This window comes from Actibacterium sp. XHP0104, from assembly GCF_025751515.1.
Taxonomy (GTDB): domain Bacteria; phylum Pseudomonadota; class Alphaproteobacteria; order Rhodobacterales; family Rhodobacteraceae; genus Actibacterium_D.
Genome location: NZ_JAOWLE010000001.1, coordinates 741800 through 767362 on the forward strand (window position 1 = coordinate 741800; position 25563 = coordinate 767362).

Sequence of the window (25563 nt, forward strand, 5' to 3'; positions counted from 1 at the left end):
TCGTCTTAGCCTTTCGTCAGCACATCGGGTCGGGTCAGCAGCGCGTCGATCACCGCATCGGTGGTTTGCTCGACCGAGTATTCTGGCCGGGTCTGCACGTGCAGATCGGACATCGCATAGAACGGATCACGCGCGGCATATAGCTCGGCGAGCGTCTTGAACGGATCGGGCGTGCGCAGCAAGGGGCGCGTGTCCTTGTGCTTGACCCGGTTCCACAGCAGATCAAGGTCAGCCTTCAGCCAGACCGACACGCCGCGATCCGAGATCATCTTGCGGTTGGCATCCGACAGGAACGCGCCGCCGCCGGTGGACAGCACACAGCGCTCGGTATCCAGCAGACGGCCGATCACCTGGCTTTCCTTGCGGCGAAAGAAGGGTTCGCCGTCGCGGGCAAAGATCTCGGCGATGGTCATGTTGGCGGCTTTGACGATTTCCTCGTCACTGTCCAGGAACGGCACCCCCAAACGGCGCGCAAGGGCGGTGCCGATCGCGGTTTTACCCGCCCCCATCATGCCCACCATCACCACGGTTTTCTTCAGGTGCCACGTCAAAACCGGCAACCTCTCGCCTGCTGTGTAAATTTCACCCTTCAATGGCGTGAACTTGCAAAAAATACCATATATAATCGCAGATAAATTCAACACGCCGACACGCGGCGCAATAAGAGCAGGACATATGGGGCGTATTCTAAAGCTATTGGTTTTCCTCATCCTCGTCGGCATGGCCGGCCTGGCGGGCTATGCCTATCTGGGCGATATCGAGCCCGAAACCCGCCAGGTCACACAGCCTGTGGTTCTGGATGTTCGCTAAGCGGCTGGCCGGATCGGCGACGGCGCTGGGGCTGATCTGGGGCGGAATGGCGCTGGCCGAAGAGGCGCCGCTGTCGGTGATCGACTGGCTGTCGGATTCGGTTGCGGCCCCGGCTGTGCCGGCCGCCGTGGCCCCCATGGCCGACAGCGCCGCGCCGCAAGATGTCACCGTCAGCCCGCTGGATGGCCCGCGGCTGGATGCGGTCGGTCTGTTGTCGCCCGGCATGGCCGGTCTGACCCCCGACCTGTGGCACCACAGCGCGGCCTCGGACATTGCCCGCCTCTTGCGGTCCGAACGCGCCGATGTGCTGCCTTCGGTGCAGGCGCTACTTTACACCTTGCTCTTGGCCGAGCTTGACCCGCCCGGCACCTCGGATGAGGCGGATGGCGTTGTGCTGCTGGCGCGGCTCGACAAGCTCTTGGAGATGGGCGCGCTGGATCAGGCACAGGCGCTGTTAGAGCGCGCCGGTCCGACCGAGCCCAGCCTGTTTCGCCGCTGGTTCGACGTGTCGCTCTTGACCGGGCATGAGGATCGCGCCTGCGCCGCCATGCGTGCCGCGCCCGCCATCGCGCCCACCTTTCAGTCGCGGATTTTCTGCCTGGCGCGCGGGGGCGACTGGAATGCCGCCGCGCTGTCGCTGGAAACCGGCGGGGCGCTGGGCCATGTCAGTGACGAGGATTTCGCCCTGATGGCGCGGTTTCTCGACCCCGAGCTGACCGAGGAAGATTATCCGCTGACCATGCCCACCCGGCCCAGCCCGCTGGTGTTCCGCATGTTCGAGGCGATTGGCGAGCCCCTGCCTACCACCGGCCTGCCTCTGGCCTTTGCCCAGGCCGATCTGCGCAACACCTCGGGCTGGAAATCGCGGGTCGAGGCGGCCGAACGGCTGGCGCGCAGCGGGGCCATCTCGCCCAACCGCCTGCTGGGCATTTACACCGAGCGTCGCCCGGCGGCCTCGGGCGGGATATGGGACCGGGTCGCCGCCGTCCAGGCGCTGGACGTGGCCGTTCTGTCGGGCGAACCCGACCAGATCGCCGCCGCCCTGCCGCCCGCCTGGGAGGTGATGCAGCGGTCCGAGCTTGAGGTGCCTTTTGCCGAGATCTACGGCGAACGCCTGGCCTCGATGGGTCTGACCGGCAAGTCGGGTCAGATCGCGCTGCGGCTGGGGCTGTTGTCGGGCGCCTATGAAACCGTGGCCCGCGCGGCCGGCGGCGATGCGCCCGCGATGATGGTCGCGATTGCCACGGGCGGCTCGGTCACAGGCGGGGCAACCCAGCTGGAACGCGCCATCGCCTCGGCCTTTGCCACGCCGCGCGTCACCCCGGCCATGCAGGCCCGCCTGAACGAGGGCCGCAGCGGCGAGGCCCTGCTCGAGGCGCTGCGCCTGATCACCGACGGCGCACGCGGCGACGTGTCGGATATCTCCGAGGGCCTGTCGCTGTTGCGGCTTCTGGGTCTCGAGGACACCGCCCGCCGCGCCGCGCTGGAGCTGCTGATCCTGGAGCGCCGAGGATGACCCCCGACGCCGCCCGCCGGATAGAGACCTTTCTCGAGGCCATTTCGGCCGAGCAATCCGCCGCGCGCAACACGCTGATGGGCTATGGCCGCGATCTGGGCTATTTCGCCGATTGGGTCGAGCGGCGCAAACTGTCGCTGGAAACGCTGACCGAGACCGATATCATCGACTATCTGGTGGCCTGCGACGCCGAAGGGCTGGCCCAGTCGACCCGCGCCCGGCGGCTGTCGGCCATCCGTCAGCTCTATCGCTTTGCCTATGAAGAAGGCTGGCGCAGCGATAACCCCGCGCTGCAGATCAAGGGGCCGGGCCGCAGCAAGCGCCTGCCCAAGACGCTGAGCCATGACGAGGTTGACCGCCTGCTAGACGCCGCCACCGAGGGCCGCGAGGCGGTGCGCAATTCCTGCCTGATGCAGGTGCTTTACGCCACCGGCATGCGTGTGACCGAGCTGGTCTCGCTGCCGGTCAGCGCGGCGCGGGGCGATCCGCGCATGCTGTTGGTCATGGGCAAGGGCGGCAAGGAACGGATGGTGCCGCTGTCGACACCGGCGCGGGCGGCGCTGGCCGAGTGGCTGAAGCTGCGTGACGAAAACGAAGAGGCCGCACGCAAGGCGGGCCGCAAGCCCAGCCCGTTTCTGTTCCCGTCGCATGGCAAATCTGGCCACCTGACGCGGCACGGGTTTTACACGCTGATCAAGGAATTTGCCGTTCGGGGCGGCGTGTCGCCCTCGAAGGTCAGCCCGCACACGCTGCGCCATGCCTTTGCCACGCATCTGTTGGCGGGCGGCGCCGATCTGCGGGTGATCCAGACGCTGTTGGGGCACGCCGATCTGTCGACCACCGAGATCTATACCCATGTGCTGGATGAGCGCCTGAAAGAGCTGGTTCTGACCCATCACCCCCTGGCGCGCGACTAGCCGGGCTTGATCACGCGCGCCCGCGCCCCCATAACCAGACAAACACCCAAGTTCAGGACGAAAAATGGACCCCGCCCCGATTTACGATACCGCATTCTGGATGACCTGCGGCGGCATTCTGGTGCTGCTGCTGCTGTCGGCCTTTTTCTCGGGGTCCGAAACCGCATTGACCGCCGCCTCTCGCGGCAAGCTGCGCAGCCAGGCCGACAAGGGCAATACCGGCGCCGAAACCGCGCTGCGTATCACCGAGGATAATGAGCGGCTGATCGGCTCGGTTCTGCTGGGCAACAACCTGGTGAACATCCTTGCGGCCTCGCTGGCGACGGCGCTGTTCACGCGGGTCTTTGGCGATAGCGGCGTGGCGCTGGCGACGCTGGTGATGACGCTGTTGGTGTTGATCTTTGCCGAGGTGCTGCCGAAAACCTATGCCATCACCAATGCCGAGAAAGCCGCCGCCGGGGTGGCGCCGGTCATTCGCGTGGTGATCCTGGTGTTTTCGCCGATGGTGGCGGCGGTACGGGCGCTGGTGCGCGTGGTGCTGGCGCTGTTCGGGGTCAAGACCGACCCCGACAGCCATATCCTGGCCGTGCACGAGGAAATCGCCGGCGCGTTGCAGCTGGGCCATTCCGAGGGCCTGGTCCAGAAAGAAGACCGCGACCGTATTCTGGGGGCGCTCGACCTGAACGAGCGCGCGGTAGAAGAGATCATGCTGCACCGCTCCAAGATCGCGACGCTGAACGTCAATGCCGACCCCGAAGAGCTGTTGTCGCAATGTCTGGAGAGCCCGTACACGCGCCTGCCGCTCTATCGGGACGACCCCGAGAACATCATCGGAGTCGTGCACGCCAAGGACATGTTGCGCGCCATTTTCCGGCTGGTGCGCGGGTCGGATCAGACCCCGATCGACGCGCTCAAGACCTTCCAGATCATGGATGTGGCGATGAAGCCCTATTTCGTGCCGGAAACCACCACGCTGGGCGACCAGATGCGCGAATTCCTGCGCCGCCACACGCATTTCGCGCTGGTGGTGGACGAATACGGCGTGTTGCAGGGGCTGATCACGCTGGAAGACATTCTCGAAGAGATCGTGGGCGAGATCACCGATGAATTCGACATCGACCCCGAGCACCCGGTGCGGCGCGGTGAGGACGGCAATTACCTGGTCGATGGTGCGATGACGATCCGAGATCTCAACCGCGCCACCGATTGGGCGCTGCCCGATGACGAGGCCAACACCGTCGCCGGGCTGGTCATCCACGAGGCGCAGATGATCCCCAGCGAGGGTCAGGTGTTCAGCTTTCACGGTTTCCGCTTCGAGGTCGCCGCCCGCAAGGACAACCGCATCACCCGGCTGAAGATCCGCCCGCTTCAGCCCTGATCCAGACCCGCCGACGCCAACCCGCCGCGCACGGCGGTTTCACAGGCTCGGGCCAGGTCCTTGCGGCTGTCGAAATCCGACACTTTCAGCGGGGCGTGATAGATCACCTCGACCGATCCCTGCCGGCGCTGCGCCAGCATCCGCAGCAGATGCGCGCCGAATTCCATTTCGCCCCACCAGCCGTAAAAGCGCGGGTCTTCGCCCGGTGGCGCGCGATAGACCAGCGTCACCGGCTGAATATACAGAAAGGGCCGCAGCGTGTCGGTGAAGAATGCCGCGAACAGGGTCGATTTGAACGGCAGCACGCGCAGCCCGTCGGTCGATGTGCCCTCGGGGAAAAACAGCAGCTTGTGGCCGGCGGCCAGACGGGCCTCGAACAGCTCTTTCTGATCCTTGGCGTGGCGCGGATCGCGGTGGATGAACACGGTGCCGGTGGCGCGCGCCAGCCAGCCGATACCGGGCCAGCTGGCGACCTCGGCCTTGGATACGAAATAGATCCGCTTGCGCGCGTTCAGCGAAAAGATATCCATCCAGGAGGCATGGTTCGACACCACGGCCCCGCGATGCGTCATGCGCCGCCCGGTGACGCGATAGTCGATCCGCAGCACGATAAAGGCCAGGCGGCTGACGATCTGGGCAAAATGCGGTGTGACGGGGCGGTGCAGGCCGCAAATCGGGCGTTCGATCAGGCGCACCAGAACGATCATCACCAGCGCGCCCATGGTCAGAAACCCCAGAATCGCTCCGCGCCAAGCGATCCGCCACCAGTCGCCCGGCGTGAACGGCGGGCTTGCAGGAGGGGCGGCGCCATTCCAAGCGGCGCTCATGCCCGTGCTCCTCGGGCGTAGCGCGCGCTGCTTTTGGCATTCATGCGCTCGGTATCCATGATCAGGCAGACATCGGTGGTGTTGAAGGCGTGGTCGACATAGGCGCCCTCGCCCACGAAACCGCCCAGCCGCAGATAGCCCTTGATCAGCGAGGGCGTGGCCAGCATCGCCGCCTTGCGGTCGATCTGGTCGCGCGGCACCAGGTTCATGTCTTGCCCATGTTCGGGCAGCACGCGGGTGCGCAGATCAGGCGGGGCCAGGTGATGATGATGCAGATAGGCCAGTGGCATCCGCAGGGTGTCGATATCCGTGCCGTGAAAGCTGGCCGTGCCGAACAGAACCTCGATCCCATGTTCAAACACGTAATCGGCCAGCCCGTTCCACAGATGCATCATCGCCGTGCCGCCGCGATAGTCGCGATGCAGGCAGGACCGCCCCAGCTCCAGCAGCTTGCGGCCACAGGTTTTCAGCGCTGTCAGGTCGTATTCGTCTTCGGAATAGTAACGCCCGATCTCGGCAGCACGGTCGTCGCGCAGCACGCGGTAGACGCCCACAACATGATCCAGCGCGCCCGCGTCGCGGGTTTTGTCAATCAGGACCAGGTGATCGTAATAGGGATCAAAGGTGTCCCGCTCCAGCCGGGCGTCGTGATCGACCAGATCGCCATCGCCGCCCAGCTCGGCCACGAACACCTCATAGCGCAGCCGCTGGGCCGCGCGCAGATCGGTATCCTCGGTGGCGAGCCGCAGCTCGAAATGTTCGTCCGCTGACAGCATATATGCCGCTGGCCCTCGTTGAGTGTGGCGCCGTTCTAGGCAGAGACCGGGGGTTTGGCAACCTCACTGGCGCGACGTTGCAATTAACCTATCGTTAAGGTTGTTGCGCGAAAGATTGGACACCCATAGCGAAATCAGGAGTCGTATACCGGGATGAGTTCGACCCGCGCCCCGTCGATCACCACCTTGCCTTGGTGCTCGAAATTCACCGTGACCTTGCCGTTGACGTTGGATTGCACCTGCCCCAGGCCCCAGTCGGGCTGGCCGGCGTGGCGCACCAGCATTCCGGGCTCCAGCATGTCGTTCAACTCGCGCATGGGGTCTCCTGCGTTTGGGGTGGCGGCATGAGCGCGCAGCCCCTGCCCGATCTGAATGCGCTGTTGGGGTCGCGCATCTGTCATGACCTTATCAACCCTGTGGGCGCGATCAGCAATGGGCTGGAGCTGTTGGGGATGACCGGTGTGGCCGGGGACAGCCCGGAAATGCAGCTGTTGTCGGATTCTGTGCGCGCCGCAAATGCGCGGATCAGGCTGTTTCGCATCGCCTTTGGCCAGGCCAGCGCGGGGCAGATGGTCGCGCGCGGCGAGATTGACTCGATTCTGGCCGATGCCTATGGCGCGGGCCGGTTGTCGGTGCAGCCCGCCCTGCCCGATCAGATCAGCCGGGCCGAGGCCAAGCTGCTGCTGTTGCTGGTGCTGGCGCTTGAGGGCGCGATGCCGCTGGGCGGGGTGATCGACCTGCGCGGCGATGGGGGTGCCTGGCGCCTGCACGCCTCGGCAAAGCGTTTGAACTGTGACCCGCGGCTTTGGGGCGGGCTGACCGGCGCAGAGATGCCCGCCGACCTTGGCCCTGCGGAGGTGCAGTTCGCGCTGATTCCCGATGCCGCGCGCCAATTGGCGCGACGGCTGTCGGTTCAGATGAGTGATACCGAGATCAAGATCGGCTTCTAGGGCCGCGTGGTGCCGTCACCCACGACGATGTATTTGAAGCTGGTCAGCTGCTCGGCCCCGACCGGGCCACGCGCATGCATCTTGCCAGTGGCAATGCCGATTTCCGCGCCCATGCCGAACTCGCCACCATCGGCGAACTGGGTCGAGGCATTGCGCATCAGGATCGCACTGTCGAGCCGTTCAAAAAAGCGATCGGCCACCGCGTCATCCTCGGTGATGATGCAATCGGTGTGGCTGCTGCTGTAGCGGCGGATATGGGCGATTGCGCCGTCCACATCGTCGACGATGCGCGCCGCGATGATCGAATCGAGGTATTCCTTGCCCCAATCATCATCCGTTGCCGGAACCGAACCCGTCAGCCCCTCGCCCGCGCGCACCTCGACGCCCGCTTCTTTCAGCATGTCGAGCAGATCCTGGCCCAGCGAGTCGGCTAGGTCGCGATGGATCAGCAGACACTCGGCCGCGCCGCAGATGCCGGTGCGACGGGTCTTGGCGTTCATCACCACCCGGCGCGCCTTTTCGGGGTCGGCGGCCTTGTCGATATAGACATGCACGATGCCCTCGAGATGGGCAAAGACCGGCACGCGGGCCTCGCGCTGCACCAGCCCGACCAGCCCCTTGCCGCCGCGCGGAACGATCACGTCGATATGGGCGGTCATGCGCAGCATCTCGGCCACGGCGGCGCGGTCGCGGGTCGGCACGCGCTGGATGGAGTCCTCGGGCAGACCGGCGGCGCGCAGCCCGTCTTGCAGGCAGGCATGAATGGCGCCCGAGCTGTGAAAGCTTTCCGAGCCGCCCCGCAAAATCACCGCATTGCCGGCCTTGAGGCACAGTGCACCCGCATCCGCCGTCACGTTGGGGCGGCTTTCATAGATCACGCCGATCACGCCCAGCGGCGTGCGCACGCGCTTGATATGCAGGCCCGAGGGGCGATCCCATTCGGCCATCACCTGCCCGACCGGATCGTCCTGCGCCGCCACGGCGCGCAGCCCGTCGACCATGCCCTGAATACGGGCCTCGTCCAGCATCAGACGATCCATCATCGCCGGGCTAAGGCCCTTGTTGCGGCCAAATTCCAGGTCTTTTTCATTGGCGGCGATGATCTCGGCCCGGCGCGCCCAAACGGCATCGGCGGCGGCGTTCAGCGCCGTGGCCTTGGCATCCGAGGGGGCAAAGGCCAGCTCGGCCGCGGCGGCACGTGCGCGCGTGCCAATTTCGTTCATCATCGCGGGAATGTTGTCTTGGTCTTTCATCGCCATGGCCCTCTTGCTTGGCGCATTGAAATAGGCCGTCGGGGGCCAATCTACAACGCAAAAGGCCCGTTTCATCCATGAATTGTCGTGATCTCGCGCATCAGCGCGGCGCGGTCACAGCGCCATGTCGTCGCGATGGATCAGCGCCGCGCGGCCCGGATAGCCCAGGATGCCCTCGATCTCGCCCGACTGGCGGCCCTTGATCAGGCGGGCCTCGTCGCTGGTATAGCGGATCAGCCCTTTGCCCAGCGTCTCGCCGCCCGGACCAATCAGCGCGACCGGCTCGCCCCGGCCGAATTCGCCATCGACGGCCGTGACACCGGCGGGCAACAGCGACTTGCCCCGCGCCAAAGCGCGCATCGCGCCCTCGTCCAGCACGACCTCGCCCTTGGGTTTCATCGCGGCGATCCAGCGTTTGCGGGCGGCTTGCGGGTCGTCCTTGGCCAGGAACCACGTGGCATTCGCCCCGTCGATCAGCGCCTGCAACGGCCGCAGCACCGAGCCCTCGGTGATCGCCATGGCGCAGCCCGCGCCGGTGGCGGTCTTGGCGGCCATCAGCTTGGTCTTCATCCCGCCCTTGGACAGGCCCGAGGTCGGATCGCCGGCCATGGCCTCGATCTGGGGGGTGATCTCGTCGATCACGTCGAACCGGCGGGCGGTCGGGTCAAGCCCCGGATTGGCTGAATAGAACCCGTCGACATCCGACAACAGCACCAGCTGATCGGCGCCCACGGTCACGGCGACCTGCGCGGCAAGGCGGTCATTGTCGCCAAAGCGGATCTCGTCGGTGGCGATAGTGTCGTTTTCATTGACGATCGGCACCACGCCCAGGCTGACCAGCTGTTCCAGCGTCGCGCGCGAGTTCAGATAGCGGCGGCGGTTGGCGCTGTCTTCGAGCGTGACCAGAACCTGGCCGGTGGTGATGCCATGCGGGGCCAGCGCCTCTTCGTAGGCGCGGGCCAGGCGGATCTGGCCGACGGCGGCGGCGGCCTGACTTTGTTCAAGCGACAGCGTGCCCGCGGGCAGGCCCAGCACCGAGCGCCCCAGCGCGATCGAGCCCGACGACACAAGGATCATATCGGTGCCACGCGCCTTGGCGGCGGCCACGTCCTGCGCCAGCGCATGCAGCCAGTCGGCACGCAGGGCGCCGGTCTTGCGGTCAACCAACAGGGCCGAGCCGATCTTGACGACCAGCCGGCGGGCTTGGATCAGGGACGCCACGACTCGGGCTCCTCTCCGGCGGCCTTGTGGCGCAGGCGATCATCGTCGATCTGGGACCGCACGGCGCGCAGCACCTCGGTCAGGCCCTCGCGGCTGACGCCGGACATCATCAACACCGGGCCGCCGGTCGCGGCCTCAAGCGCGGCGCGTTTCTCGGCGCGTTCGTCGTCATCCAGCGCGTCGATCTTGTTCAGCGCGGTGATGCGCGGCTTGTCGGCCAGATCGCCGCCATAGGCCTCGAGTTCATGAATGATGGTTTCATAGTCAGTCACGACATCGTCCGAGGTGCCGTCGATCAGGTGCAGCAGCACCGCGCAGCGTTCGACATGGCCCAGGAAACGGTCGCCGATGCCGCGGCCTTCGTGTGCGCCTTCGATCAGGCCCGGAATGTCGGCTACGACGAATTCGGTATTGTCCACGCCAACCACGCCCAGGTTGGGGTGCAGAGTGGTGAACGGGTAATCGGCAATCTTGGGGCGCGCGTTCGACGTGGCGGCCAGAAAGGTCGACTTGCCCGCGTTGGGCAGGCCCAGCAGGCCGGCATCGGCGATCAGTTTCAGCCGCAACCAGATGGTGCGCTCGACGCCCTCTTGCCCCGGATTGGCCCGGCGCGGTGCCTGGTTGGTCGAGGTCTTGAAATGCAGGTTGCCCCAGCCGCCATTGCCGCCCTTGGCCAGCAGCACCTTTTGGCCCATCTCGGTCATATCGGCCAGAACGGTTTCTTCGTCCTCGTCCAGGATCTCGGTGCCGACGGGTACGCGCAGGATGATGTCGTCGCCATCCTTGCCGGTGCGCTGACGGCCCATGCCCTGCTGGCCGTTCTGGGCAAAGAAATGCTGCTGATAGCGGAAATCGATCAGGGTATTCAGGCCCTCGACCGCCTCGACGATGACATCGCCGCCATCACCGCCGTCGCCGCCATCGGGGCCGCCGTATTCGATGAATTTTTCGCGGCGAAAGCTGATGCAGCCGTTTCCGCCCGCGCCAGAGCGGATATAGACCTTGGCCAGATCGAGGAATTTCATAATGCAGGGGCCTTTTTGGGTTCGCACAGGCGATAGACCGAAAGCCGGCCGTCCTCAAGCCCCTGCACGCTTAGTTGAGCTTCTTGAGATAGGTCCAGGTGGGCAGATTGGTGGTGCGAGAGACGCAAAACGCCTCGGCGTCGCCAATATACTCAAAGCCAGCATTGGTCAGCACCCGGGCCGAGCCGGGGTTATCCTGGAAGACCGCCGCAACCACCGAGCTGTTGTTCAGCGGGTTGGCAGCCAGCAGGGCATTGACCGCCTCAGAGGCGATGCCGCTGTTCCAATAGGCGGGCGCGACCCAATAGCCGATTTCCGATTGTTTCGGACCCAGCGGGGTCAGGCCGATGACGCCCAGAACCTCGGACAGGCCATACGCGGCGCCGTCCATGATCCAGATATATTCATCGGGATTGTCCTGCTGCGACCGGGTGATGAAAGCCTCGATCGCGCCGGGCGGCAAGGGATGTGGAATCGTGCGGGTATAACGCGCCACACGTTCATCGCCGGCGAACATCGCCAGCAGGCCCGCATCTGATTTACGCACGGGCCGCAATACAAAACGACCAGCCTCGATCACGGGCTGATTCACGATCATGTCCAGTTTCATGCTTCCCCTCCTCGAAAAGCATTACCCCGGTCCGCGGGAATGCGTCGGTTCTCCGGCCGACGAAAGTTAGCGAACCTTCGTTACATGTAGGTTACCATGTCATGCGGCAAGTCCCTCGCACAGGACTGTGACGTTATTAAGGACAATATACCGCAATCGGTTACACATATGAAAAAGGGACCGGCGATGCGCCGATCCCTTGAATGTCTTGACCTATCAGGGTTCGGCTTACTCGGCGGCCTCCGCAACCGGGAGAACCGAAATGAAGGTGCGGCCCTTGAGGCCCTTGTGGAATTTCACGGCGCCTTCGGCGGTTGCAAAGAGGGTGTGATCCTTGCCCATGCCGACGTTCTCGCCCGGCCACCACTTGGTGCCGCGCTGACGCACGATGATGTTGCCCGCAAGGACGGCTTCGCCGCCGTATTTCTTGACGCCAAGACGGCGACCGGCAGAGTCGCGACCGTTACGGGAGCTACCGCCTGCTTTTTTGTGTGCCATTGGTGTACTCTCCTATCTTACTGGGCCAGTTCTTTGGCTTGCTCGACCCAGCCTTCGCGCTCGATACGGCCTTTGAACGACAGTTTTTCGTCGAACTCGGCGATATCGGCTTCGGTCCAGGCTGCGATCTGCGCGAACGAGGTGATCCCGGCTTCGAGCAGTTTCTTCTCAAGCGCGGGGCCAACGCCCGACAGCTTTTTCAGGTCGTCGGCGCCGGCGGGGGCGGCAGCGGCCTTTTTCGGGGCGGCTTTCTTGGCAGCCGGGGCAGCAGCGGCCGGGGCCGAAGCAGCGCCGATGGCGGCCTTGACGCCCGACTTGTCAGCGCCGTTTTCCAGGATGTCGGTCACGCGCAGCAGGGTCAGCTGCTGGCGGTGGCCTTTACGACGCTGCGAGCTGTGCTTGCGGCGGCGCTTGACGTAATGGATGAGCTTGGGGCCTTTGATCTGTTCGATCACTTCGGCCTGCACGCCCGCACCTTCGACGGTGGGGGTGCCGATGGTGTCACCAACCATCAGAATCTCGTTGAATTGGACTTTTTCGCCAGCAGCAGCAGCCAGTTTCTCGACGCGCAGAATGTCGCCGGACTGAACCTTGTATTGCTTGCCGCCGGTTTTTAGGACCGCAAACATGGGCACTTCCTTCATTTCCCGCGTCCTGTGGCCCCGCGATTGCGGTGTTCGGTGCCTAAGCGCCTTCGGACAGCGCGCCCCTTTTCGGGGCTGTGGTTGACGTCGCGCATGCGACTAACAGAAACTCCGCCAGAGTCACCCCGGGCAGAGATGCTGGCTTATCCGGGATGGGGCTTGGCAAGTCAACCCCGAAAGCGGGAAAATCCCCTATAGATCCTGGGTGGCCATCATTCGCGCCGAGGCCAAGCCCAGCTCGTGCGAGACCTGGCGGTAAAGCACGTCAAACCCGGCGAACAGCGCGTGGTTCAAAGCCCGGCCCTCGGGGGTTTCAGCCAGGTCTATATAGGCCCGCAGATCGTTGTCCGACAGCGGTTCATAGGCCATCAGCATATAGGCATAAAGCCATTCCTCGGTATCGGCGCGCAGGTCGGGTTCCTGGCTCCAGATGTCGCGCAGCATGTCTTGTTGGGGCAGATCGGCCCCAAAGGCGCCGCCATCGGCCAACCCGGTATAGAAGGCCAGGTTGGCGTTCAGCCCACCCGCGACATTAAGATCGACCAGATCGTTCGCCTCGATCAGGGCGGTGATCAGATCCAGCCGGGGGGCCTCGTCCTGCTGCATCTCGTGCAGCTGGTCATAGGCGGCCTGTTCGACGGCCTCGTCCGCGATCGCACGGCGGGCGTCGATCTCGAGCGTGATGATCCGTTCGCCCAGGGGGCTGCCAAAGAACTCGATCAGCGCGTCGATCTGGCCCTCATCCAGGCTTTCGCGCAGCTGGTCGGTCATGATCCGGGTGCCGCGGGTCGGGTCATAGATCGCCGCCACGACGGCGGGCCAGCGCGCCCCGCCCTGCCCCGGAAACATCTCGGCCTCGATATCGGCGCCATGGGCCTCGCCCTCGCTGGCCATGATCTCGATCACATCCGGCAGGCGCAGCTGTGTCACCAGGCGATCAAGACCTGGCGGTGCGGCCGCAGCGGGCAGCGCGGCAATCAGCAGGATAACAAGGGCTGTGAGGGGGCGAAGCATGGGGTCTCCGATCATGGGTTGGAGAGCATAGGTAAGTGTCGCGCGGGGCTTTTCCAAGTCTTCTTGCAGGAAGTGAAAATAACGGGTTGCACCCGCGATCAGTTCGCACTAAATCCCCCCCTCACGGACCACGGAACCTGCGGAGAGGTGCCGGAGTGGTCGAACGGGGCGGTCTCGAAAACCGTTGTGGGCGCAAGTCCACCCAGGGTTCGAATCCCTGTCTCTCCGCCATCATCCCTACGGATTATATATATTGCCCCCACCGGGGGAACGACGTTCCACTTGGCGGTTCGGCGCCGATCTGTCATGTCTTGTGGCGTGTGGTCGTCGAACATCTTGCAACGATGGCCTGATTAGTATACGACGGTATACATCAAGCGTGAGCGCCGGCTCGTCAGACATGTCTGTGGTCGGCGTTTGTGCTTGTTCTAACTCAAACCGTAGGGATCGTCATGAGCTTGTACACCGACTACCTAAATGAGATCGAAACTCGCAAAGAGCAGGGCCTGAACCCCAAGCCCATCGACGATGGCGCGCTTGTCGGCGAGCTGATTTCGCAGATCAAAGATACCGGTAATGAGCACCGCGAAGACTCGCTGAAATTCTTCATTTACAACACCTTGCCCGGCACGACCAGCGCCGCTGGCGCCAAGGCGCAGTTCCTGAAGGACATCATCCTGGGCAACGAGACCGTGGCCGAGATCTCGCCCGACTTCGCGTTCGAACTCTTGTCGCACATGAAGGGCGGCCCCTCGATCGCCGTGCTGCTGGACATCGCCCTGGGCGATGACGCCGCGCTGGCCACCCAGGCCGCCGAAGTGCTCAAGACTCAGGTCTTCCTCTACGAGGCCGACATGGATCGCCTGGCCGCCGCCTACAAGGCTGGCAACGCCATCGCCACCGACATTCTGGAGAGCTTTGCCAAGGCCGAGTTCTTTACCAAGCTGCCCGAGATCGAAGAAGAGATCAAAGTCGTCACCTATATTGCCGCCGAAGGCGATATCTCGACCGACCTTCTGTCGCCCGGCGCCGAGGCGCATTCGCGCGCTGACCGTGAACTGCACGGCAAGTGCATGTGTACCCCCGAGGCGCAGGCAGAAATCGTTGCGCTGCAAAAGGCCAACCCCGACGCCCGCGTGATGCTGATCGCGGAAAAAGGCACCATGGGCGTGGGCTCGTCGCGCATGTCGGGTGTGAACAACGTGGCCCTGTGGACCGGCAAGCCGGCCTCGCCCTACGTTCCCTTCGTGAACATCGCCCCGGTCGTCGCCGGCACCAACGGCATCTCGCCGATCTTCCTGACCACCGTGGGCGTGACCGGCGGCATCGGCATCGACCTTAAGAACTGGGTCAAGAAAACCGACGCCGATGGCAACACCGTCACCGACGAAAACGGCGATCCGGTGCTGGAGCAGGCCTATTCGGTTGAAACCGGCAAGGTGCTGACCATCAACACCAAGACCAAGAAACTGTATGACGCCGATGGCACCGAGCTGGTCAACATCGCCTCGTCGCTGACCCCGCAGAAGGTCGAGTTCATCAAGGCCGGCGGTTCCTACGCCGTGGTCTTCGGCAAAAAGCTGCAAACCTTCGCCGCCGAGACCCTGGGCCAGGAACTGAAATCCGCCTATGCCCCCTCGAAAGAGGTGTCGGTCGAAGGTCAGGGCCTGACCGCGGTCGAAAAGATCTTTAACCGCAACGCCCGCGGCACCACGCCGGGCAAGACCCTGCATGCCGGTTCGGACGTGCGCGTTCAGGTCAACGTTGTCGGGTCGCAAGACACCACCGGCCCGATGACCGCGCAAGAGCTGGAAGCCATGGCCGCCACGGTGATCTCGCCGTCGCTGGACGTTGGCTATCAGTCGGGCTGTCACACCGCGTCGGTTTGGGATCTCAAGGCCCAGGCCAACATCCCCAAGCTGATGAGCTTCATGAACAACTTTGGCCTGATCACCGCGCGTGACCCCAAAGGCGTTTATCACGCGATGACCGACGTTATTCACAAGGTGCTGAACGACATCACCGTGGATGACTGGGACATCATCATCGGCGGCGACAGCCACACCCGCATGTCCAAAGGCGTGGCCTTTGGCGCCGACTCGGGCACCGTTGCCCTGGCGCTGGCGACCGGCGAAGCCACCATGCCGATCCCGGAATCGGTCAAGGTGACCTTTACCGGTGAAATGGCCGACTGGATGGATTTCCGCGACGTGGTGCACGCCACCCAGGCGCAGATGCTGCAACAGCATGGCGACAACGTCTTCCAGGGTCGCGTGATCGAGGTTCATATCGGCACGCTGCTGGCCGACCAGGCCTTTACCTTCACCGACTGGACCGCCGAGATGAAGGCCAAGGCCTCGATCTGTATCTCGAATGACGAGACCCTGATCGGTTCGCTGGAATTGGCCAAGTCGCGCATCCAGATCATGATCGACAAGGGCATGGACAACGAGGCCCAGCTGCTGGCTGGCCTGATCGCCAAGGCCGACAAGCGCATCGCCCAGATCAAGTCGGGCGAGAAACCCGCCCTGACTCCGGACGCGAATGCCAAGTATTTCGCCGAAGTGGTTGTCGACCTGAACCAGATCGTCGAGCCGATGATCGCCGACCCCGATGTCAACAACATCGACGTCTCGAAGCGCTACACCCACGACACCATCCGCCCGATCTCGTATTACAATGCCGAGAAGAAGGTGGACCTGGGCTTTGTCGGCTCGTGCATGGTGCACAAGGGTGACATGAAGATCGTCGCACAGATGCTGAAAAACCTTGAGAAAACTCAGGGTGAGGTCAAATTCAAGGCACCGCTGGTCGTTGCCGCCCCGACCTATAACATCATCGACGAGCTGAAGGCCGAAGGCGACTGGGAAGTTCTCGAGAAATACTCGGGCTTCGAGTTCGACGACAACGCGCCCAAGACCACGGCCCGCACCAAGTACGAGAACATCCTCTATCTCGAACGTCCCGGCTGTAACCTCTGCATGGGCAACCAGGAGAAGGCCGAGAAAGGCGATACCGTTCTGGCCACCTCGACCCGCCTGTTCCAGGGCCGCGTCGTGGGCGACACGGCCGAAAAGAAGGGTGAATCGCTCTTGGCCTCGACCCCGGTCGTGGTTCTGTCGGCGATCCTGGGCCGCACGCCCACGCTCGAGGAATACAAGACCGCCGTCGAAGGCATCGACCTGACCAAGTTCGCGCCGCCGCAACAGATCCCCGGCACCGCGCGCTCGGTCCACTTCTAAGACGACCGGCAGAAAAGACAGGGGCGGCGCAGGACACTGTGCCGCCCCTTTTCTATTGGCCTCCCTGCCCCGACATGGACGCAAAAAAATGCCTGCGGTCTTCTGGGACACGCAGGCAGTTGGCGCTTCTGACGCTCAGGAGGTCGGCCCGGGGCAGTCATGAAACCCTGCCCCGGCGGTGTATCACTTCAGAAGCACATCCAGGGGAACCGGGGTCGAGATCGTCCAGCTTCCGACAACGGCGGGCGTGCCGCTGCTGATTTCGACGATCTGCATTTCGGCCGAATTCTGGTGATGCAGCTGGTCCGAAAAGCTGCGCGGACCAAAGGCGGTTTCCTCACCCTGCATTTTCTCAAGCTCGGCGGTGACGGCCGCGCCATCCAGCGTGCCGGCGCGTTCCACGGCCTTGGCCCACAGGTCGATCAGCACATAGCCCGGATAGGCGTAAGAGCTGGCCGGGCGGCTGCCGGTGGCCTTTTCATAGGCCTGGTTAAAGGCCTCGACCGCCGGGCGCGGATCGTCGCCATAGATCGAGCCCTGAACCGGCACGATGAACCCGCTGAGATCGGGCGTGGCGTCCAGCCAATAGGACCCATCCACCGCCGAGCCGTTCAGGATCAGCGAGTTGATGCCCGCCGCACGAATCTGGCGCACGGCCGAGGCGGCACCGGGGATATACGAGCACAGCATGATCACGTCGGGCTCTTCAGACAGGGCTTTGATCCGGGTGATCTGGCTGGCGATCGAGGCGTCGCCGTTCTTGAACGTGTCGCGGCCCACGATTTCACCGCCCGCGGCCGGGAACATCCAGTCGAACCCGGTGCAGATCCCCTTGTTGTATTCGATGGTGGTATCCAGCAGCACATAACCGGTCTTGGCCTCGCGCTGGGCCATCGACCATTCGGCCATCGTGGCGCCCTGCACAGCGGCCAGAACCGAGGCCGAGAAACTGTTCGGCCCGACGCCCTGAATGCCCGCCTTGACGTCCTCGGCGCAGAGGAAGAACGAGTTCATGCCCTCGGATTCCGCAGCCAGCGCCGCCGGTGCGCCAAAGTCATAGTCGCAGGACACGATCAGCATGTCCGCGCCCTCGTCGATCAGTTGCAGGCCGGCGCTGGCCGACTGGGCCTGATCCGATTTGGTATCGGCCTGGGTCCAGACGATCTGCTTGCCCAGCAGGCCGCCATTGGCGTTGATCTCGTCGATACGGATACGCGCGGCGGTCGCGGCGGGGGTGTCATAGGCCTCGAGCCAGCCCGACTGGGCGATGGCAAAGCCGACGGTGATGTCGTCGGCCATGGCCGGGGCCGCAAGCCCAAGCGCCAGTGCCGTCGTGGTCAGGAAGGTTTTCATGTGGTTACTCCTCTGTTGGTCGCAGTTTGTTGTTTGGGTTCGGCGCGGCGGCGGCCCAGCTGGAACTCGCGTCCGCCGGTCAGCCCGCCGGGCCGAATGATCAGGACCAGGATCATCACGACCCCGATCAGGATTTCCTGCGCGCCGCTGGGCAGCGCGAATTCGGTGGTGCCGATCTCGATGCCGCGTTCCATCCGGACCAGCGCCTCGATCAGCAGCGACAGCGCCACCACCCCGGTCACCGCGCCCGACAGTGAGCCGATGCCGCCCACCACCAGCATGGCCAGGGTGATGAAGGTGATGCCCAGGTAGAAGCTGCCGGGGTTCAGCACGCCCAGCGAATGGCCTAGCAGCGCGCCCGAAACTCCGGTGAAAAAGCCCGAGATCGTCATGGCCAGAACGCGGTGGCGATACATGCTGACACCCGAGGCGCGGGCGGCGACCTCATCCTCGCGGGTGGCGCGCAAGGCCAGGCCCGAGGCCGAGTTGGCATAGAAAGCCGCCACAAAGATCGCGGCCACGGCCCAGCCCAGCGTCACCCACTGATCGGCATAGCGCGCCAGGCCCACCACCGACGAGGTGGCGCCGGTCACGCCTTCCCAGTTGGAATAGATGGTGTTGACGATGGCCAGAAAGGCGAATGTCGCGATCGAGGCGGCGATGCCAGACAGCCGCAGGATCGCCGCGCCCGAGATCAACGCCACCGTGGCCGCCAAGAACCCGCCCGCGATCGCCGCCGGCAGGACCGGCCATTCGGCCTGCGCCAGCCATGGCCACAGGTCAGGCAGGAACAGCGCCTTGGTCTGCGGTTTCAGCGTCAGCCAGGCCGAGGCATAGGCCCCGATCGCCATGAACCCCGCATGGCCAAAGCTGACCACGCCCGAGTTGCCGACAAATATCCACAGGCCCACCACAAAGGTCACGCGGATCAGCGTCTGCGCCGCCATGCGGGCCATCGACTTGTCACCCAGGGCGGTGGTCAGCACGACAAAGGCCAACAGCGCCAGCGCCAGGATGATCGGGGTAGACCAGGCCCGGATCCGGGCCGCTTGATGTTGGTTCGACATGGTTCAGACCCTCGGCTTGGAATTGGGCGAGGCGAACAGACCCTGCGGCCGCAGCAGCAGGCAGACGATCACCAGCGTGTAGAGAAAGGCGTCGCGGAACGGGCGCGCATCCAGCGGCAGAAAGGCCTGCAACAGCACCGACACGGCGCCAATCAGGAACCCGGCCGCAACCGCGCCCGGCAGGCTGCCCATGCCGCCGATCACCGTGGCGATAAAGGCCACCAGCATGATCGACCCGCCCATGCGCACATCGGCAACACCGGTTTGGGTGACCATGATCATCGCCACCGCCGCCGCCAGCGCGCCCGACAGGGCAAAGGCGCCGGTGATCACCACATTGGCCCGCACACCCAGCATCCGCGCCATGGTGAAATTCTCGGCCGCGGCGCGCATCTCCAACCCGATCCGGGTTTTCTTGAGCAACAGCGCCAGCCCCGACACCACCAGCAGTGTCGCGATGATGACGATCAGCTGCAACAGCGGCACGTCGGCGCCCGCGACATGGATCGGGGTGTTGAGGCTGGGCCAAAGGCTGATCGCCTTGGGGCGGCTGCCATAGATGGCCAGCAACCCGTTCTGGATGACGAACCCCAGGGCAAAGGACGCGATCATCATCGCCACCGGGTCGGCCCGGCGGAAATGACGGAACACCACGTATTCGGATGTCATCGCCATCAGCGCGCCCAGGATCAGCAAGGCCGGGATCAGCACCAACGCCGGTGCCTTGCCCAGGAACATCACCGCGACCGCGTCGGTCGAGGGCACGATCAGGGCAAAGACGCAAAAGGCGATATATTCACCATGAGCAAAGTTCACCAAATTCATCACGCCAAAGATCAGCGCGATACCAAGCGCGGCCATGGCGTAGATACCGCCCAGGCTGACCGCATCGAAAAACAGTTGAGCGACGGTTCCCATCACGCGTCCTCCGTTTTGGCGCCGCCGAAATAGGCGTCTTTCAGCAGATCCTTTTCGGCGAATTCACGGGCATCGCCCTGATCCACGATCGCGCCCCCGCGCAGCAGAACCATCCGGCCGCCAACGCGCGCCGCGCGGGCCGAGCTTTGCTCGACAATCAAGAGGGTTAGGCCACGTTCCTGTTGCAGTGCGACAAGCGTGTCATAGACCTGATCGACGATATTTGGCGCCAGCCCCAATGACGGCTCGTCGACCATCATCAGCTTGGGGTTGGTCATCAGCGCCCGCCCGATCGCCAGCATCTGCTGCTGACCACCCGACAGCGCCCCGGCGCTGGCATTGCGGCGCTGACCCAGGATCGGGAAAGCGTCATAGATTTCAGCGATATCCGACTCGATCGCGCTGCGGTCGCGGCGGATGCCGGTGCCCACGCGCAGGTTTTCCTCGACGGTCATGCTGCCAAAGATCTCGCGGCCCTCGGGCACCATCGACAGGCCCTGGCGCGCGATGGCCTCGGGCGGGCGGCCGGTCAGGATTGTGCCGTCCATCTCGATCCGGCCATGGCTGGTCGCCACCGCCCCCGAGATCGCCCGCAACAGCGATGACTTTCCCGCGCCGTTCGGGCCCGAGATGAACATTCGCTCGCCCTCATTGAGATGCAGCGAAACATCGTTCAGCGCCGGCACCTTGCCATAGCGGACCGAGACATCGAAAACTCCGAGCTTGGCCATCACGCGGCCTCCTGGTCTGCGCCCAGATAGGCGTCGCGCACGCGGGCGCTGGACAGGATGACATCGGCGTCGCCCTCTTCGATCACCTGCCCCGCATCCAGCACGTAGACATGGTGCGACACCGACAGGACCAGCCCGACATTGTGCTCGATCAGCAGAACGCCGGTGCCCAGTTCGGCGGCGACGCGGGTGATCAGGGTTGCCAGCTCGGCGGCCTCTGTTTCGGACATGCCTGCCGCCGGTTCGTCCAGCAGCAGGAAATCGGGCGCGAACATCAGCGCCCGGGCGATGCCGACGCGGCGCTCATCGGTATAGGGCAGGCCCGCGGCGGGCAGATGGGCCAGGTGCGTGGCCTCCATCCAGTCCAGCACGCGCATCGCCTCGGCCTCGCTGGCGCGGCGGGAATGGCCCAGGCCCACGCCGGTGACGGCCAGGTTGTCGAGCACATCCAGCCCGGCAAACAGCCGCCCCGCTTGAAAGGTCCGCGCCACGCCCGAGCGGCGCAGGGCATGTGCGGGCAGGTTGCCCACATCCCTGCCGCCCAGGGTGACCGCGCCGGTGGTCGGGGCCTGGAACCCGGTCAACACGTTGACCATGGTCGTCTTGCCCGCGCCATTCGGCCCGATCAGCCCGTGGACCGCCCCCGGGGTGATCGACAGCGTCACGTTGGTCAGCGCCTTGAAGCCGCCAAACGCCACCGTCACCCCGGACGCCATCAGCGCCCGCCCGTCGTGGTGTTCACGCCGGGCCACGATCAGGCCTCGACCAGGTCTTGCGACCGCTCTGCGCTGCCGGCGTCGGCGCTGCCATCGGCGGTGACGACATAGACACCGCTTTCATGCAGGCTGACGGTCCAGCCGGGCTCAATCACGATGGTGGTGGTGACCTCTTCGATCACGGCGGGACCGTGCAGCGTGTCACCGGCACCCAGCGACGAGCCGTCATAGACCGGCGTGTCCTGAGCGATGCCATCGGCGTTGAAGACCATCGGGCGGGTGCCCTTGAGGCTTTCATGCGCGCCCTTGCCCGCATCGATATGCATCCGCTTGGGCTTGTCGACATGGCCCGCGATGGTGCTTTCGACGTTCACCACCTCGACGGCGCTGTGCGGTTCGTCATAGGTGTAAAGCGCCTTGTGGCGGGCGTGGAAGGCGGCCTTGATGTCCTCGAGCGTCGCCTCGGTCACCTCGAACGGGTCGATCTCGACGGTGCATTCATGCACCTGCCCGACATAGCGCATGTCAAGGCTGCGGCGGATCGAGATCCGGTCTTCGGCAAAGCCGTCACCGGCCAGGTCCTCGCGGCCACGGGTTTCAAGCCCGTTGAACAGATCGTCCAGCGTCTTGGCGGCCTCGGCGCCTTCGAGGCGGATCGGGGCGGGCGCCATGTAGTTGTATTTGACGTCCGAAATGATCTGCCCATAGGCGCAGAGCCCCGAGGCCAGTTTCGAGATCAGCACCTTGGTGATGCCCATCTCGCGGGCCAGGGCGGTGATATGCGCGCCGGTCGCGCCCCCTGCCCCCATCAGCACGAAATCGCGCGGGTCATAGCCCCGTTCGACCGACACGCGGCGGATGGCGTTGACCATGTTGTTGTTGACGATGGTGAACATGCCATAGGCGGCTTTCTCGACCGAGATGCCCAGCGGATCGGCCAGACGGGTCTTGATCGCCTCGCGGGCCTTGGCCACGTCCAGCGGCAGGCGCCCGCCGACCAGGCCGTCGGCATTCAGATAGCCCATGACAAGGTTAGCGTCGGTGGTGGTGGGCTGGGTGCCGCCCTGGCTGTAGCAGGCCGGTCCGGGCTCCGAGCCCGCCGATTGCGGCCCCATCTGCATCAGGCCCATGCTGTCGATCCAGCCGATCGAGCCGCCGCCCGCGCCCAGGGTTTCCACCTGGATCATCGGAATGCCGATGCGATAGCGCAGGAAGTCGATGTTCTTGTTGACGTTGGCCTGGCCGTCCTTGGTCAGGGTGATGTCGAACGAGGTGCCGCCCATGTCGCAGGTGATGATGTTCTTGTCACCCCAGGGCGCGGCCACGTCCAGCGCGGCCTGCGGTGCCGAGGCCGGGCCCGAGTTGATCGCATAGACCGACTGATCCGACACGACCTTGCCAAGCGCCAGACCGCCGTTCGACTGGAAGTAGCGCACCGGGTGCTGGCTGCCCAGCTCGCGGAAATAGGCGTCGATGGCCTCGACATAGCGTTGCAGGATCGGCGCCAGATAGGCGTTCACGATCGCGGTCGAGGTGCGGGTGTATTCGCGGACCTGCGGATAGAGCTGGCTGCCGATGGTCAGGCGCACGCCGGGCATCATCTCGCGCACGATCTCGGCGGCGCGGGTTTCATGCTCGGGGTGCAGGACAGACCAGACAAAGCTGATGGCGACCGATTCCACGCCCTCGGCGATGAAATAGCGGCAGGCCTCGCGCACGTCGTCCTCGTTCATCGGGGTCTTGACCGACCCGTCCGAGATCACCCGTTCGCGCACGCCCTTGCGCAGGTGGCGGGGCACCAGCATGGTCGCGGGCGGATAGTCGGGATCATAGCGATAGCCGTCTTCCTTGTGGCCAAGGCGGATCTCGATACTGTCCTCGTGGCCCTTGGTGGCAATCAGGCCGGTTTTCGCGCCGTTATGGGTGATCAGCGCGTTCAGGCCCACGGTTGTGCCGTTGATGCACAGGTCCGAGTTCGAGACGATCTCCTGCGGGGTCAGGCCGGTTTCCTCGGTGATCAGCGCCAGGCCGTTCTTGATGGCCTTGGTCGGCTCGGTCGGGGTTGAAAGAACCTTGAAGATCCGCAGGCCGCCCTTGGCGTCGGCAAGGATGAAATCGGTGAAGGTGCCGCCGGCATCAATGCCCAGACGATATTGAGTACGCATAGTCTTTTCCTTTCCTGTCAGGGCTTTAGTTGGCAGCGCGTGCTGCGGTGGTCGCGGCCTGGTCGACGGTCAGCGTCTCGGGGTCCGAGATCACCACGCCGTAATCCAGCCGCGCGCCTTCGATCGAGACCAAGCCGTTGCGCACGTCTTCGACAACCTTCAGCACGTCGCGCTCATAGGCATTGCCATAGCCGCCGCCGCCGGGGTTGAGGTTGGCCGCGATCTCGCCGGGCTTGATGGTTTCGATGACGTTGTCGGTGATGATCTGGGTGTCACCATTGCGGGTGATTTCCAGGCGGCCGACCTTCTTGTGCACCATTTCCGATTTCGCACCGGCCGCGCCCATGGCGGGGATGCGGCGGCCTTCGCCGAAGGTGACAAGGGTCATGTCGCTGTCCAGCGGCTCGACCGCCCAGCGGGTGCCCGACCCGCCGCGGAACTTGCCCGCGCCGCCGCTGTCGGTCATCAGGCCGTATTCGTGGATGATGATCGGATAGCTGTGTTCCAGCATCTCGATATCGCCCGAGGTCAGCGCGCCGAAACAGCATTCCGGGCCGCAGGCGTGCCAGCCGTCCTGGCTGGCCGTGGCGCCGGCGCCCGAGATGATCGAGGCCAGAACCATGGTCACGTATTCCTCGTCGTGGCGGTTGTCCCAGCCGGCGATGTTACAGCCGTTGGCATGGCCCCAGCTGGCCGAAACCTTTTCAGGCGCGGCCTGTTCAAAGGCCAGGCGCACGGCGTCGGTCAGGGTTTCCATCGGCGTGGTGGTGCAGTTCATATGCGGCGCGGGCGCCTTGGCGTTGCACAGCGTGCCCTTGGGGCCCATGTCGGTGCTGACGCAGCGATAGAGGCCCTCGTTATAGGGCGGCGGCAGCTGGGCGAACATCATCAGGCCCAGGTAGACGCCCGAGTGGCTGTTGCCCTCGTACGAGTTGATGAAATACGGGATCTGCGGCGGCGACGCGATTTCGATGTGACAGCCGTCGCCCTCGATGGTGACGGTGGCGGTGATCTCGAAATCGCCAAAGCCGTGGCCGGCATCCTCAAGGATCGCGGTGCCGGTATAGGTGCCGTCCTTGACGCCGCCGATCAGCTTGCGCATGTGGGCCTCGGCCATGTCCAGCAGCTCGGCGATACAGGCCTGGACCACGTCCTTGCCGTATTTGTCCATCAGGTTGCGCAGGTTGCGCGCGCCGACCTGGCAGGCGCCGATCAGCGCGTTGAAATCACCCTCTTGGTCGCGGCGGGCGCGCATGTTGGTCAGCAGCAGGTTGATGACATCCTCGCGCGGCTTACCGCGATCCCACAGCTTGACGGGCGGAATTCGCAGGCCCTCGGCAAAGATCTCCTTGGCCTCGGGGTTGTAGCCGGCTGGAACCGGGCCGCCGATATCGGTCAGGTGGCCCTTGCAGACCGTCCAGAACACCAGCTCGCCCTCGTAGAACACCGGGTAATACATGCAGGTGTCGATGATGTGGCTGCCGCCATAGGCGGGGTCATTGTGCAGGATCAGGTCGCCCTCGTTGATGTCGCCTTCGAAGAAGTTGGCGACCGACTTCATCGCCGGGATCAGCGAGCCGAGGTGAATCGGGATGTCCTGCCCCTGCAGGATCATTTCGGGCGTGTGGTTGAACAGCGCGGTCGAATAGTCGTGCGCCAGGTTGAACACCGAGCTGCGCGCGGTCTTTTCCAGCGCCAGGGTCATTTCGCGCTGGGTGGTTTCAAGCACCCCGCGCACGACCGAAAGCGTGATCGGATCCACCTTGGTTTTGGCCATGTCTTTACTTCCTCTGCTTATGCGCCCACGGGCCGGCCGGGTCGCTCGGGCCTGTGCAGGCACGGTCGAAACGCGGCGGAACCGAGAGCATCTGATCTCTGCCTCAAGGCTGCCTGCGAACCGGGTTTCTGGCTTGACGCTGGGCGCAGAACCTT

At 64.4% G+C, this 25563-nt stretch carries 24 protein-coding genes and 1 tRNA gene; 7 read left to right on the forward strand and 18 right to left on the reverse strand.

Annotated elements, in window-relative coordinates; all coding sequences use genetic code 11:
- Positions 1 to 5: 5 nt before the first annotated feature.
- Complete coding sequence (locus tag OE856_RS03820; protein ID WP_263714713.1) at positions 6 to 551, reverse strand: shikimate kinase; 546 nt, start codon at positions 549 to 551, stop codon at positions 6 to 8.
- A 124-nt stretch (positions 552 to 675) separates the two neighbouring features.
- Between OE856_RS03820 and OE856_RS03825 the strand changes: the two genes are divergently transcribed.
- The 4 genes from OE856_RS03825 to OE856_RS03840 all read left to right on the forward strand — a co-directional run bounded on the left by OE856_RS03825 (position 676) and on the right by OE856_RS03840 (position 4621).
- Positions 676 to 810 (forward strand): hypothetical protein, encoded by a 135-nt coding sequence (locus OE856_RS03825; RefSeq protein WP_263714714.1) that lies wholly within the window; start codon positions 676 to 678, stop codon positions 808 to 810.
- Positions 800 to 2326 carry a hypothetical protein gene (locus OE856_RS03830; RefSeq protein WP_263714716.1) on the forward strand — a complete coding sequence of 509 codons (1527 nt, stop codon included), beginning with the start codon at positions 800 to 802 and terminating at the stop codon, positions 2324 to 2326. Before OE856_RS03825 ends, OE856_RS03830 begins: the two co-directional genes overlap by 11 nt.
- Positions 2323 to 3243, forward strand: coding sequence for a site-specific tyrosine recombinase XerD (locus OE856_RS03835; RefSeq protein ID WP_263714717.1), 921 nt, complete (start codon positions 2323 to 2325; stop codon positions 3241 to 3243). Before OE856_RS03830 ends, OE856_RS03835 begins: the two co-directional genes overlap by 4 nt.
- Positions 3244 to 3307: 64 nt before the next feature.
- Complete coding sequence (locus OE856_RS03840) at positions 3308 to 4621, forward strand: HlyC/CorC family transporter (RefSeq protein ID WP_263714718.1); 1314 nt, start codon at positions 3308 to 3310, stop codon at positions 4619 to 4621.
- On the opposite strand, the gene OE856_RS03845 is transcribed toward OE856_RS03840, so the two are convergent.
- The 3 genes from OE856_RS03845 to OE856_RS03855 form a co-directional block, all read right to left on the reverse strand.
- On the reverse strand, positions 4612 to 5448 hold the full coding sequence (locus OE856_RS03845) for a lysophospholipid acyltransferase family protein (RefSeq protein ID WP_263714719.1): 837 nt from the start codon (positions 5446 to 5448) through the stop codon (positions 4612 to 4614). The genes OE856_RS03840 and OE856_RS03845 overlap by 10 nt on opposite strands.
- A complete protein-coding gene (locus tag OE856_RS03850) occupies positions 5445 to 6224 on the reverse strand; it encodes a GNAT family N-acetyltransferase (RefSeq protein ID WP_263714720.1) in 780 nt (259 codons plus the stop codon). The genes OE856_RS03845 and OE856_RS03850 overlap by 4 nt, the downstream gene beginning before the upstream one ends.
- Before the next feature lie 134 nt (positions 6225 to 6358).
- On the reverse strand, positions 6359 to 6541 hold the full coding sequence (locus OE856_RS03855) for a DUF3553 domain-containing protein (protein WP_263714721.1): 183 nt from the start codon (positions 6539 to 6541) through the stop codon (positions 6359 to 6361).
- Positions 6542 to 6568: 27 nt separating this feature from the next.
- Here OE856_RS03855 and OE856_RS03860 point away from each other — a divergent pair, with 27 nt between their 5' ends.
- Positions 6569 to 7174: a histidine phosphotransferase family protein gene (locus OE856_RS03860; protein ID WP_263714722.1), complete on the forward strand. Its 606-nt coding sequence runs from the start codon at positions 6569 to 6571 to the stop codon at positions 7172 to 7174.
- Here OE856_RS03860 and OE856_RS03865 read toward each other — a convergent pair.
- The 7 genes from OE856_RS03865 to OE856_RS03895 all read right to left on the reverse strand — a co-directional run bounded on the left by OE856_RS03865 (position 7171) and on the right by OE856_RS03895 (position 13439).
- Positions 7171 to 8427 (reverse strand): glutamate-5-semialdehyde dehydrogenase, encoded by a 1257-nt coding sequence (locus tag OE856_RS03865; protein WP_263714723.1) that lies wholly within the window; start codon positions 8425 to 8427, stop codon positions 7171 to 7173. The two genes, OE856_RS03860 and OE856_RS03865, sit on opposite strands and share 4 nt — an antisense overlap.
- Before the next feature lie 114 nt (positions 8428 to 8541).
- On the reverse strand, positions 8542 to 9648 hold the full coding sequence (proB, locus tag OE856_RS03870) for a glutamate 5-kinase (RefSeq protein ID WP_263714724.1): 1107 nt from the start codon (positions 9646 to 9648) through the stop codon (positions 8542 to 8544).
- Positions 9636 to 10673, reverse strand: a complete 1038-nt coding sequence (gene obgE / locus OE856_RS03875; protein ID WP_263714725.1) for a GTPase ObgE — start codon at positions 10671 to 10673, stop codon at positions 9636 to 9638. The genes proB and obgE overlap by 13 nt, the downstream gene beginning before the upstream one ends.
- Positions 10674 to 10743: 70 nt before the next feature.
- Positions 10744 to 11283 (reverse strand): GNAT family N-acetyltransferase, encoded by a 540-nt coding sequence (locus tag OE856_RS03880; RefSeq protein WP_263714726.1) that lies wholly within the window; start codon positions 11281 to 11283, stop codon positions 10744 to 10746.
- A 228-nt stretch (positions 11284 to 11511) separates the two neighbouring features.
- Complete coding sequence (rpmA, locus tag OE856_RS03885; RefSeq protein WP_263714727.1) at positions 11512 to 11781, reverse strand: 50S ribosomal protein L27; 270 nt, start codon at positions 11779 to 11781, stop codon at positions 11512 to 11514.
- A gap of 17 nt (positions 11782 to 11798) precedes the next feature.
- A complete protein-coding gene (locus tag OE856_RS03890) occupies positions 11799 to 12410 on the reverse strand; it encodes a 50S ribosomal protein L21 (protein ID WP_263714728.1) in 612 nt (203 codons plus the stop codon).
- 207 nt (positions 12411 to 12617) lie between these two features.
- Positions 12618 to 13439 carry a DUF2059 domain-containing protein gene (locus OE856_RS03895; RefSeq protein WP_263714729.1) on the reverse strand — a complete coding sequence of 274 codons (822 nt, stop codon included), beginning with the start codon at positions 13437 to 13439 and terminating at the stop codon, positions 12618 to 12620.
- 141 nt (positions 13440 to 13580) lie between these two features.
- Between OE856_RS03895 and OE856_RS03900 the strand changes: the two genes are divergently transcribed.
- Together OE856_RS03900 and OE856_RS03905 are read left to right on the forward strand one after the other, a co-directional pair.
- Positions 13581 to 13670, forward strand: a tRNA-Ser gene (locus OE856_RS03900).
- A 221-nt stretch (positions 13671 to 13891) separates the two neighbouring features.
- Positions 13892 to 16681, forward strand: a complete 2790-nt coding sequence (locus OE856_RS03905) for a bifunctional aconitate hydratase 2/2-methylisocitrate dehydratase (RefSeq protein WP_263714730.1) — start codon at positions 13892 to 13894, stop codon at positions 16679 to 16681.
- A 183-nt stretch (positions 16682 to 16864) separates the two neighbouring features.
- Here OE856_RS03905 and OE856_RS03910 read toward each other — a convergent pair whose 3' ends face one another.
- The 7 genes from OE856_RS03910 to OE856_RS03940 are packed head-to-tail and all read right to left on the reverse strand — an operon-like array spanning position 16865 to position 25408.
- Positions 16865 to 18034: an ABC transporter substrate-binding protein gene (locus tag OE856_RS03910; protein ID WP_263714731.1), complete on the reverse strand. Its 1170-nt coding sequence runs from the start codon at positions 18032 to 18034 to the stop codon at positions 16865 to 16867.
- Entirely contained in the window at positions 18031 to 19101 is a 1071-nt protein-coding gene (locus OE856_RS03915) for a branched-chain amino acid ABC transporter permease (RefSeq protein ID WP_263714732.1), read from the reverse strand. The genes OE856_RS03910 and OE856_RS03915 overlap by 4 nt, the downstream gene beginning before the upstream one ends.
- Positions 19102 to 19104: 3 nt before the next feature.
- Entirely contained in the window at positions 19105 to 20019 is a 915-nt protein-coding gene (locus tag OE856_RS03920) for a branched-chain amino acid ABC transporter permease (protein WP_263714733.1), read from the reverse strand.
- Complete coding sequence (locus tag OE856_RS03925; protein WP_263714734.1) at positions 20019 to 20750, reverse strand: ABC transporter ATP-binding protein; 732 nt, start codon at positions 20748 to 20750, stop codon at positions 20019 to 20021. Before OE856_RS03925 ends, OE856_RS03920 begins: the two co-directional genes overlap by 1 nt.
- Positions 20750 to 21502 (reverse strand): ABC transporter ATP-binding protein, encoded by a 753-nt coding sequence (locus OE856_RS03930; RefSeq protein WP_263714735.1) that lies wholly within the window; start codon positions 21500 to 21502, stop codon positions 20750 to 20752. Before OE856_RS03930 ends, OE856_RS03925 begins: the two co-directional genes overlap by 1 nt.
- A 2-nt stretch (positions 21503 to 21504) precedes the next feature.
- Positions 21505 to 23631 carry a hydantoinase/oxoprolinase family protein gene (locus tag OE856_RS03935; protein ID WP_263714736.1) on the reverse strand — a complete coding sequence of 709 codons (2127 nt, stop codon included), beginning with the start codon at positions 23629 to 23631 and terminating at the stop codon, positions 21505 to 21507.
- 25 nt (positions 23632 to 23656) lie between these two features.
- Positions 23657 to 25408, reverse strand: a complete 1752-nt coding sequence (locus OE856_RS03940; protein WP_263714737.1) for a hydantoinase B/oxoprolinase family protein — start codon at positions 25406 to 25408, stop codon at positions 23657 to 23659.
- Positions 25409 to 25563: the final 155 nt, after the last annotated feature.

Bases quoted from the DNA above. Each gene is read 5' to 3' on its own strand.
- OE856_RS03895 (WP_263714729.1), bottom strand. From the start codon at position 13,439: ATGCTTCGCCCCCTCACAGCCCTTGTTATCCTGCTGATTGCCGCGCTG.
- OE856_RS03905 (WP_263714730.1), top strand. From the start codon at position 13,892: ATGAGCTTGTACACCGACTACCTAAATGAGATCGAAACTCGCAAAGAG.
- OE856_RS03865 (WP_263714723.1), bottom strand. From the start codon at position 8,427: ATGAAAGACCAAGACAACATTCCCGCGATGATGAACGAAATTGGCACG.
- OE856_RS03920 (WP_263714733.1), bottom strand. From the start codon at position 20,019: ATGGGAACCGTCGCTCAACTGTTTTTCGATGCGGTCAGCCTGGGCGGT.
- OE856_RS03830 (WP_263714716.1), top strand. From the start codon at position 800: ATGTTCGCTAAGCGGCTGGCCGGATCGGCGACGGCGCTGGGGCTGATC.
- OE856_RS03940 (WP_263714737.1), bottom strand. From the start codon at position 25,408: ATGGCCAAAACCAAGGTGGATCCGATCACGCTTTCGGTCGTGCGCGGG.
- rpmA (WP_263714727.1), bottom strand. From the start codon at position 11,781: ATGGCACACAAAAAAGCAGGCGGTAGCTCCCGTAACGGTCGCGACTCT.
- OE856_RS03880 (WP_263714726.1), bottom strand. From the start codon at position 11,283: ATGAAACTGGACATGATCGTGAATCAGCCCGTGATCGAGGCTGGTCGT.
- OE856_RS03915 (WP_263714732.1), bottom strand. From the start codon at position 19,101: ATGTCGAACCAACATCAAGCGGCCCGGATCCGGGCCTGGTCTACCCCG.
- OE856_RS03850 (WP_263714720.1), bottom strand. From the start codon at position 6,224: ATGCTGTCAGCGGACGAACATTTCGAGCTGCGGCTCGCCACCGAGGAT.
- OE856_RS03825 (WP_263714714.1), top strand. From the start codon at position 676: ATGGGGCGTATTCTAAAGCTATTGGTTTTCCTCATCCTCGTCGGCATG.
- OE856_RS03935 (WP_263714736.1), bottom strand. From the start codon at position 23,631: ATGCGTACTCAATATCGTCTGGGCATTGATGCCGGCGGCACCTTCACC.
- OE856_RS03860 (WP_263714722.1), top strand. From the start codon at position 6,569: ATGAGCGCGCAGCCCCTGCCCGATCTGAATGCGCTGTTGGGGTCGCGC.
- OE856_RS03890 (WP_263714728.1), bottom strand. From the start codon at position 12,410: ATGTTTGCGGTCCTAAAAACCGGCGGCAAGCAATACAAGGTTCAGTCC.
- OE856_RS03855 (WP_263714721.1), bottom strand. From the start codon at position 6,541: ATGCGCGAGTTGAACGACATGCTGGAGCCCGGAATGCTGGTGCGCCAC.
- OE856_RS03845 (WP_263714719.1), bottom strand. From the start codon at position 5,448: ATGAGCGCCGCTTGGAATGGCGCCGCCCCTCCTGCAAGCCCGCCGTTC.
- OE856_RS03925 (WP_263714734.1), bottom strand. From the start codon at position 20,750: ATGGCCAAGCTCGGAGTTTTCGATGTCTCGGTCCGCTATGGCAAGGTG.
- OE856_RS03835 (WP_263714717.1), top strand. From the start codon at position 2,323: ATGACCCCCGACGCCGCCCGCCGGATAGAGACCTTTCTCGAGGCCATT.
- obgE (WP_263714725.1), bottom strand. From the start codon at position 10,673: ATGAAATTCCTCGATCTGGCCAAGGTCTATATCCGCTCTGGCGCGGGC.
- OE856_RS03910 (WP_263714731.1), bottom strand. From the start codon at position 18,034: ATGAAAACCTTCCTGACCACGACGGCACTGGCGCTTGGGCTTGCGGCC.
- OE856_RS03840 (WP_263714718.1), top strand. From the start codon at position 3,308: ATGGACCCCGCCCCGATTTACGATACCGCATTCTGGATGACCTGCGGC.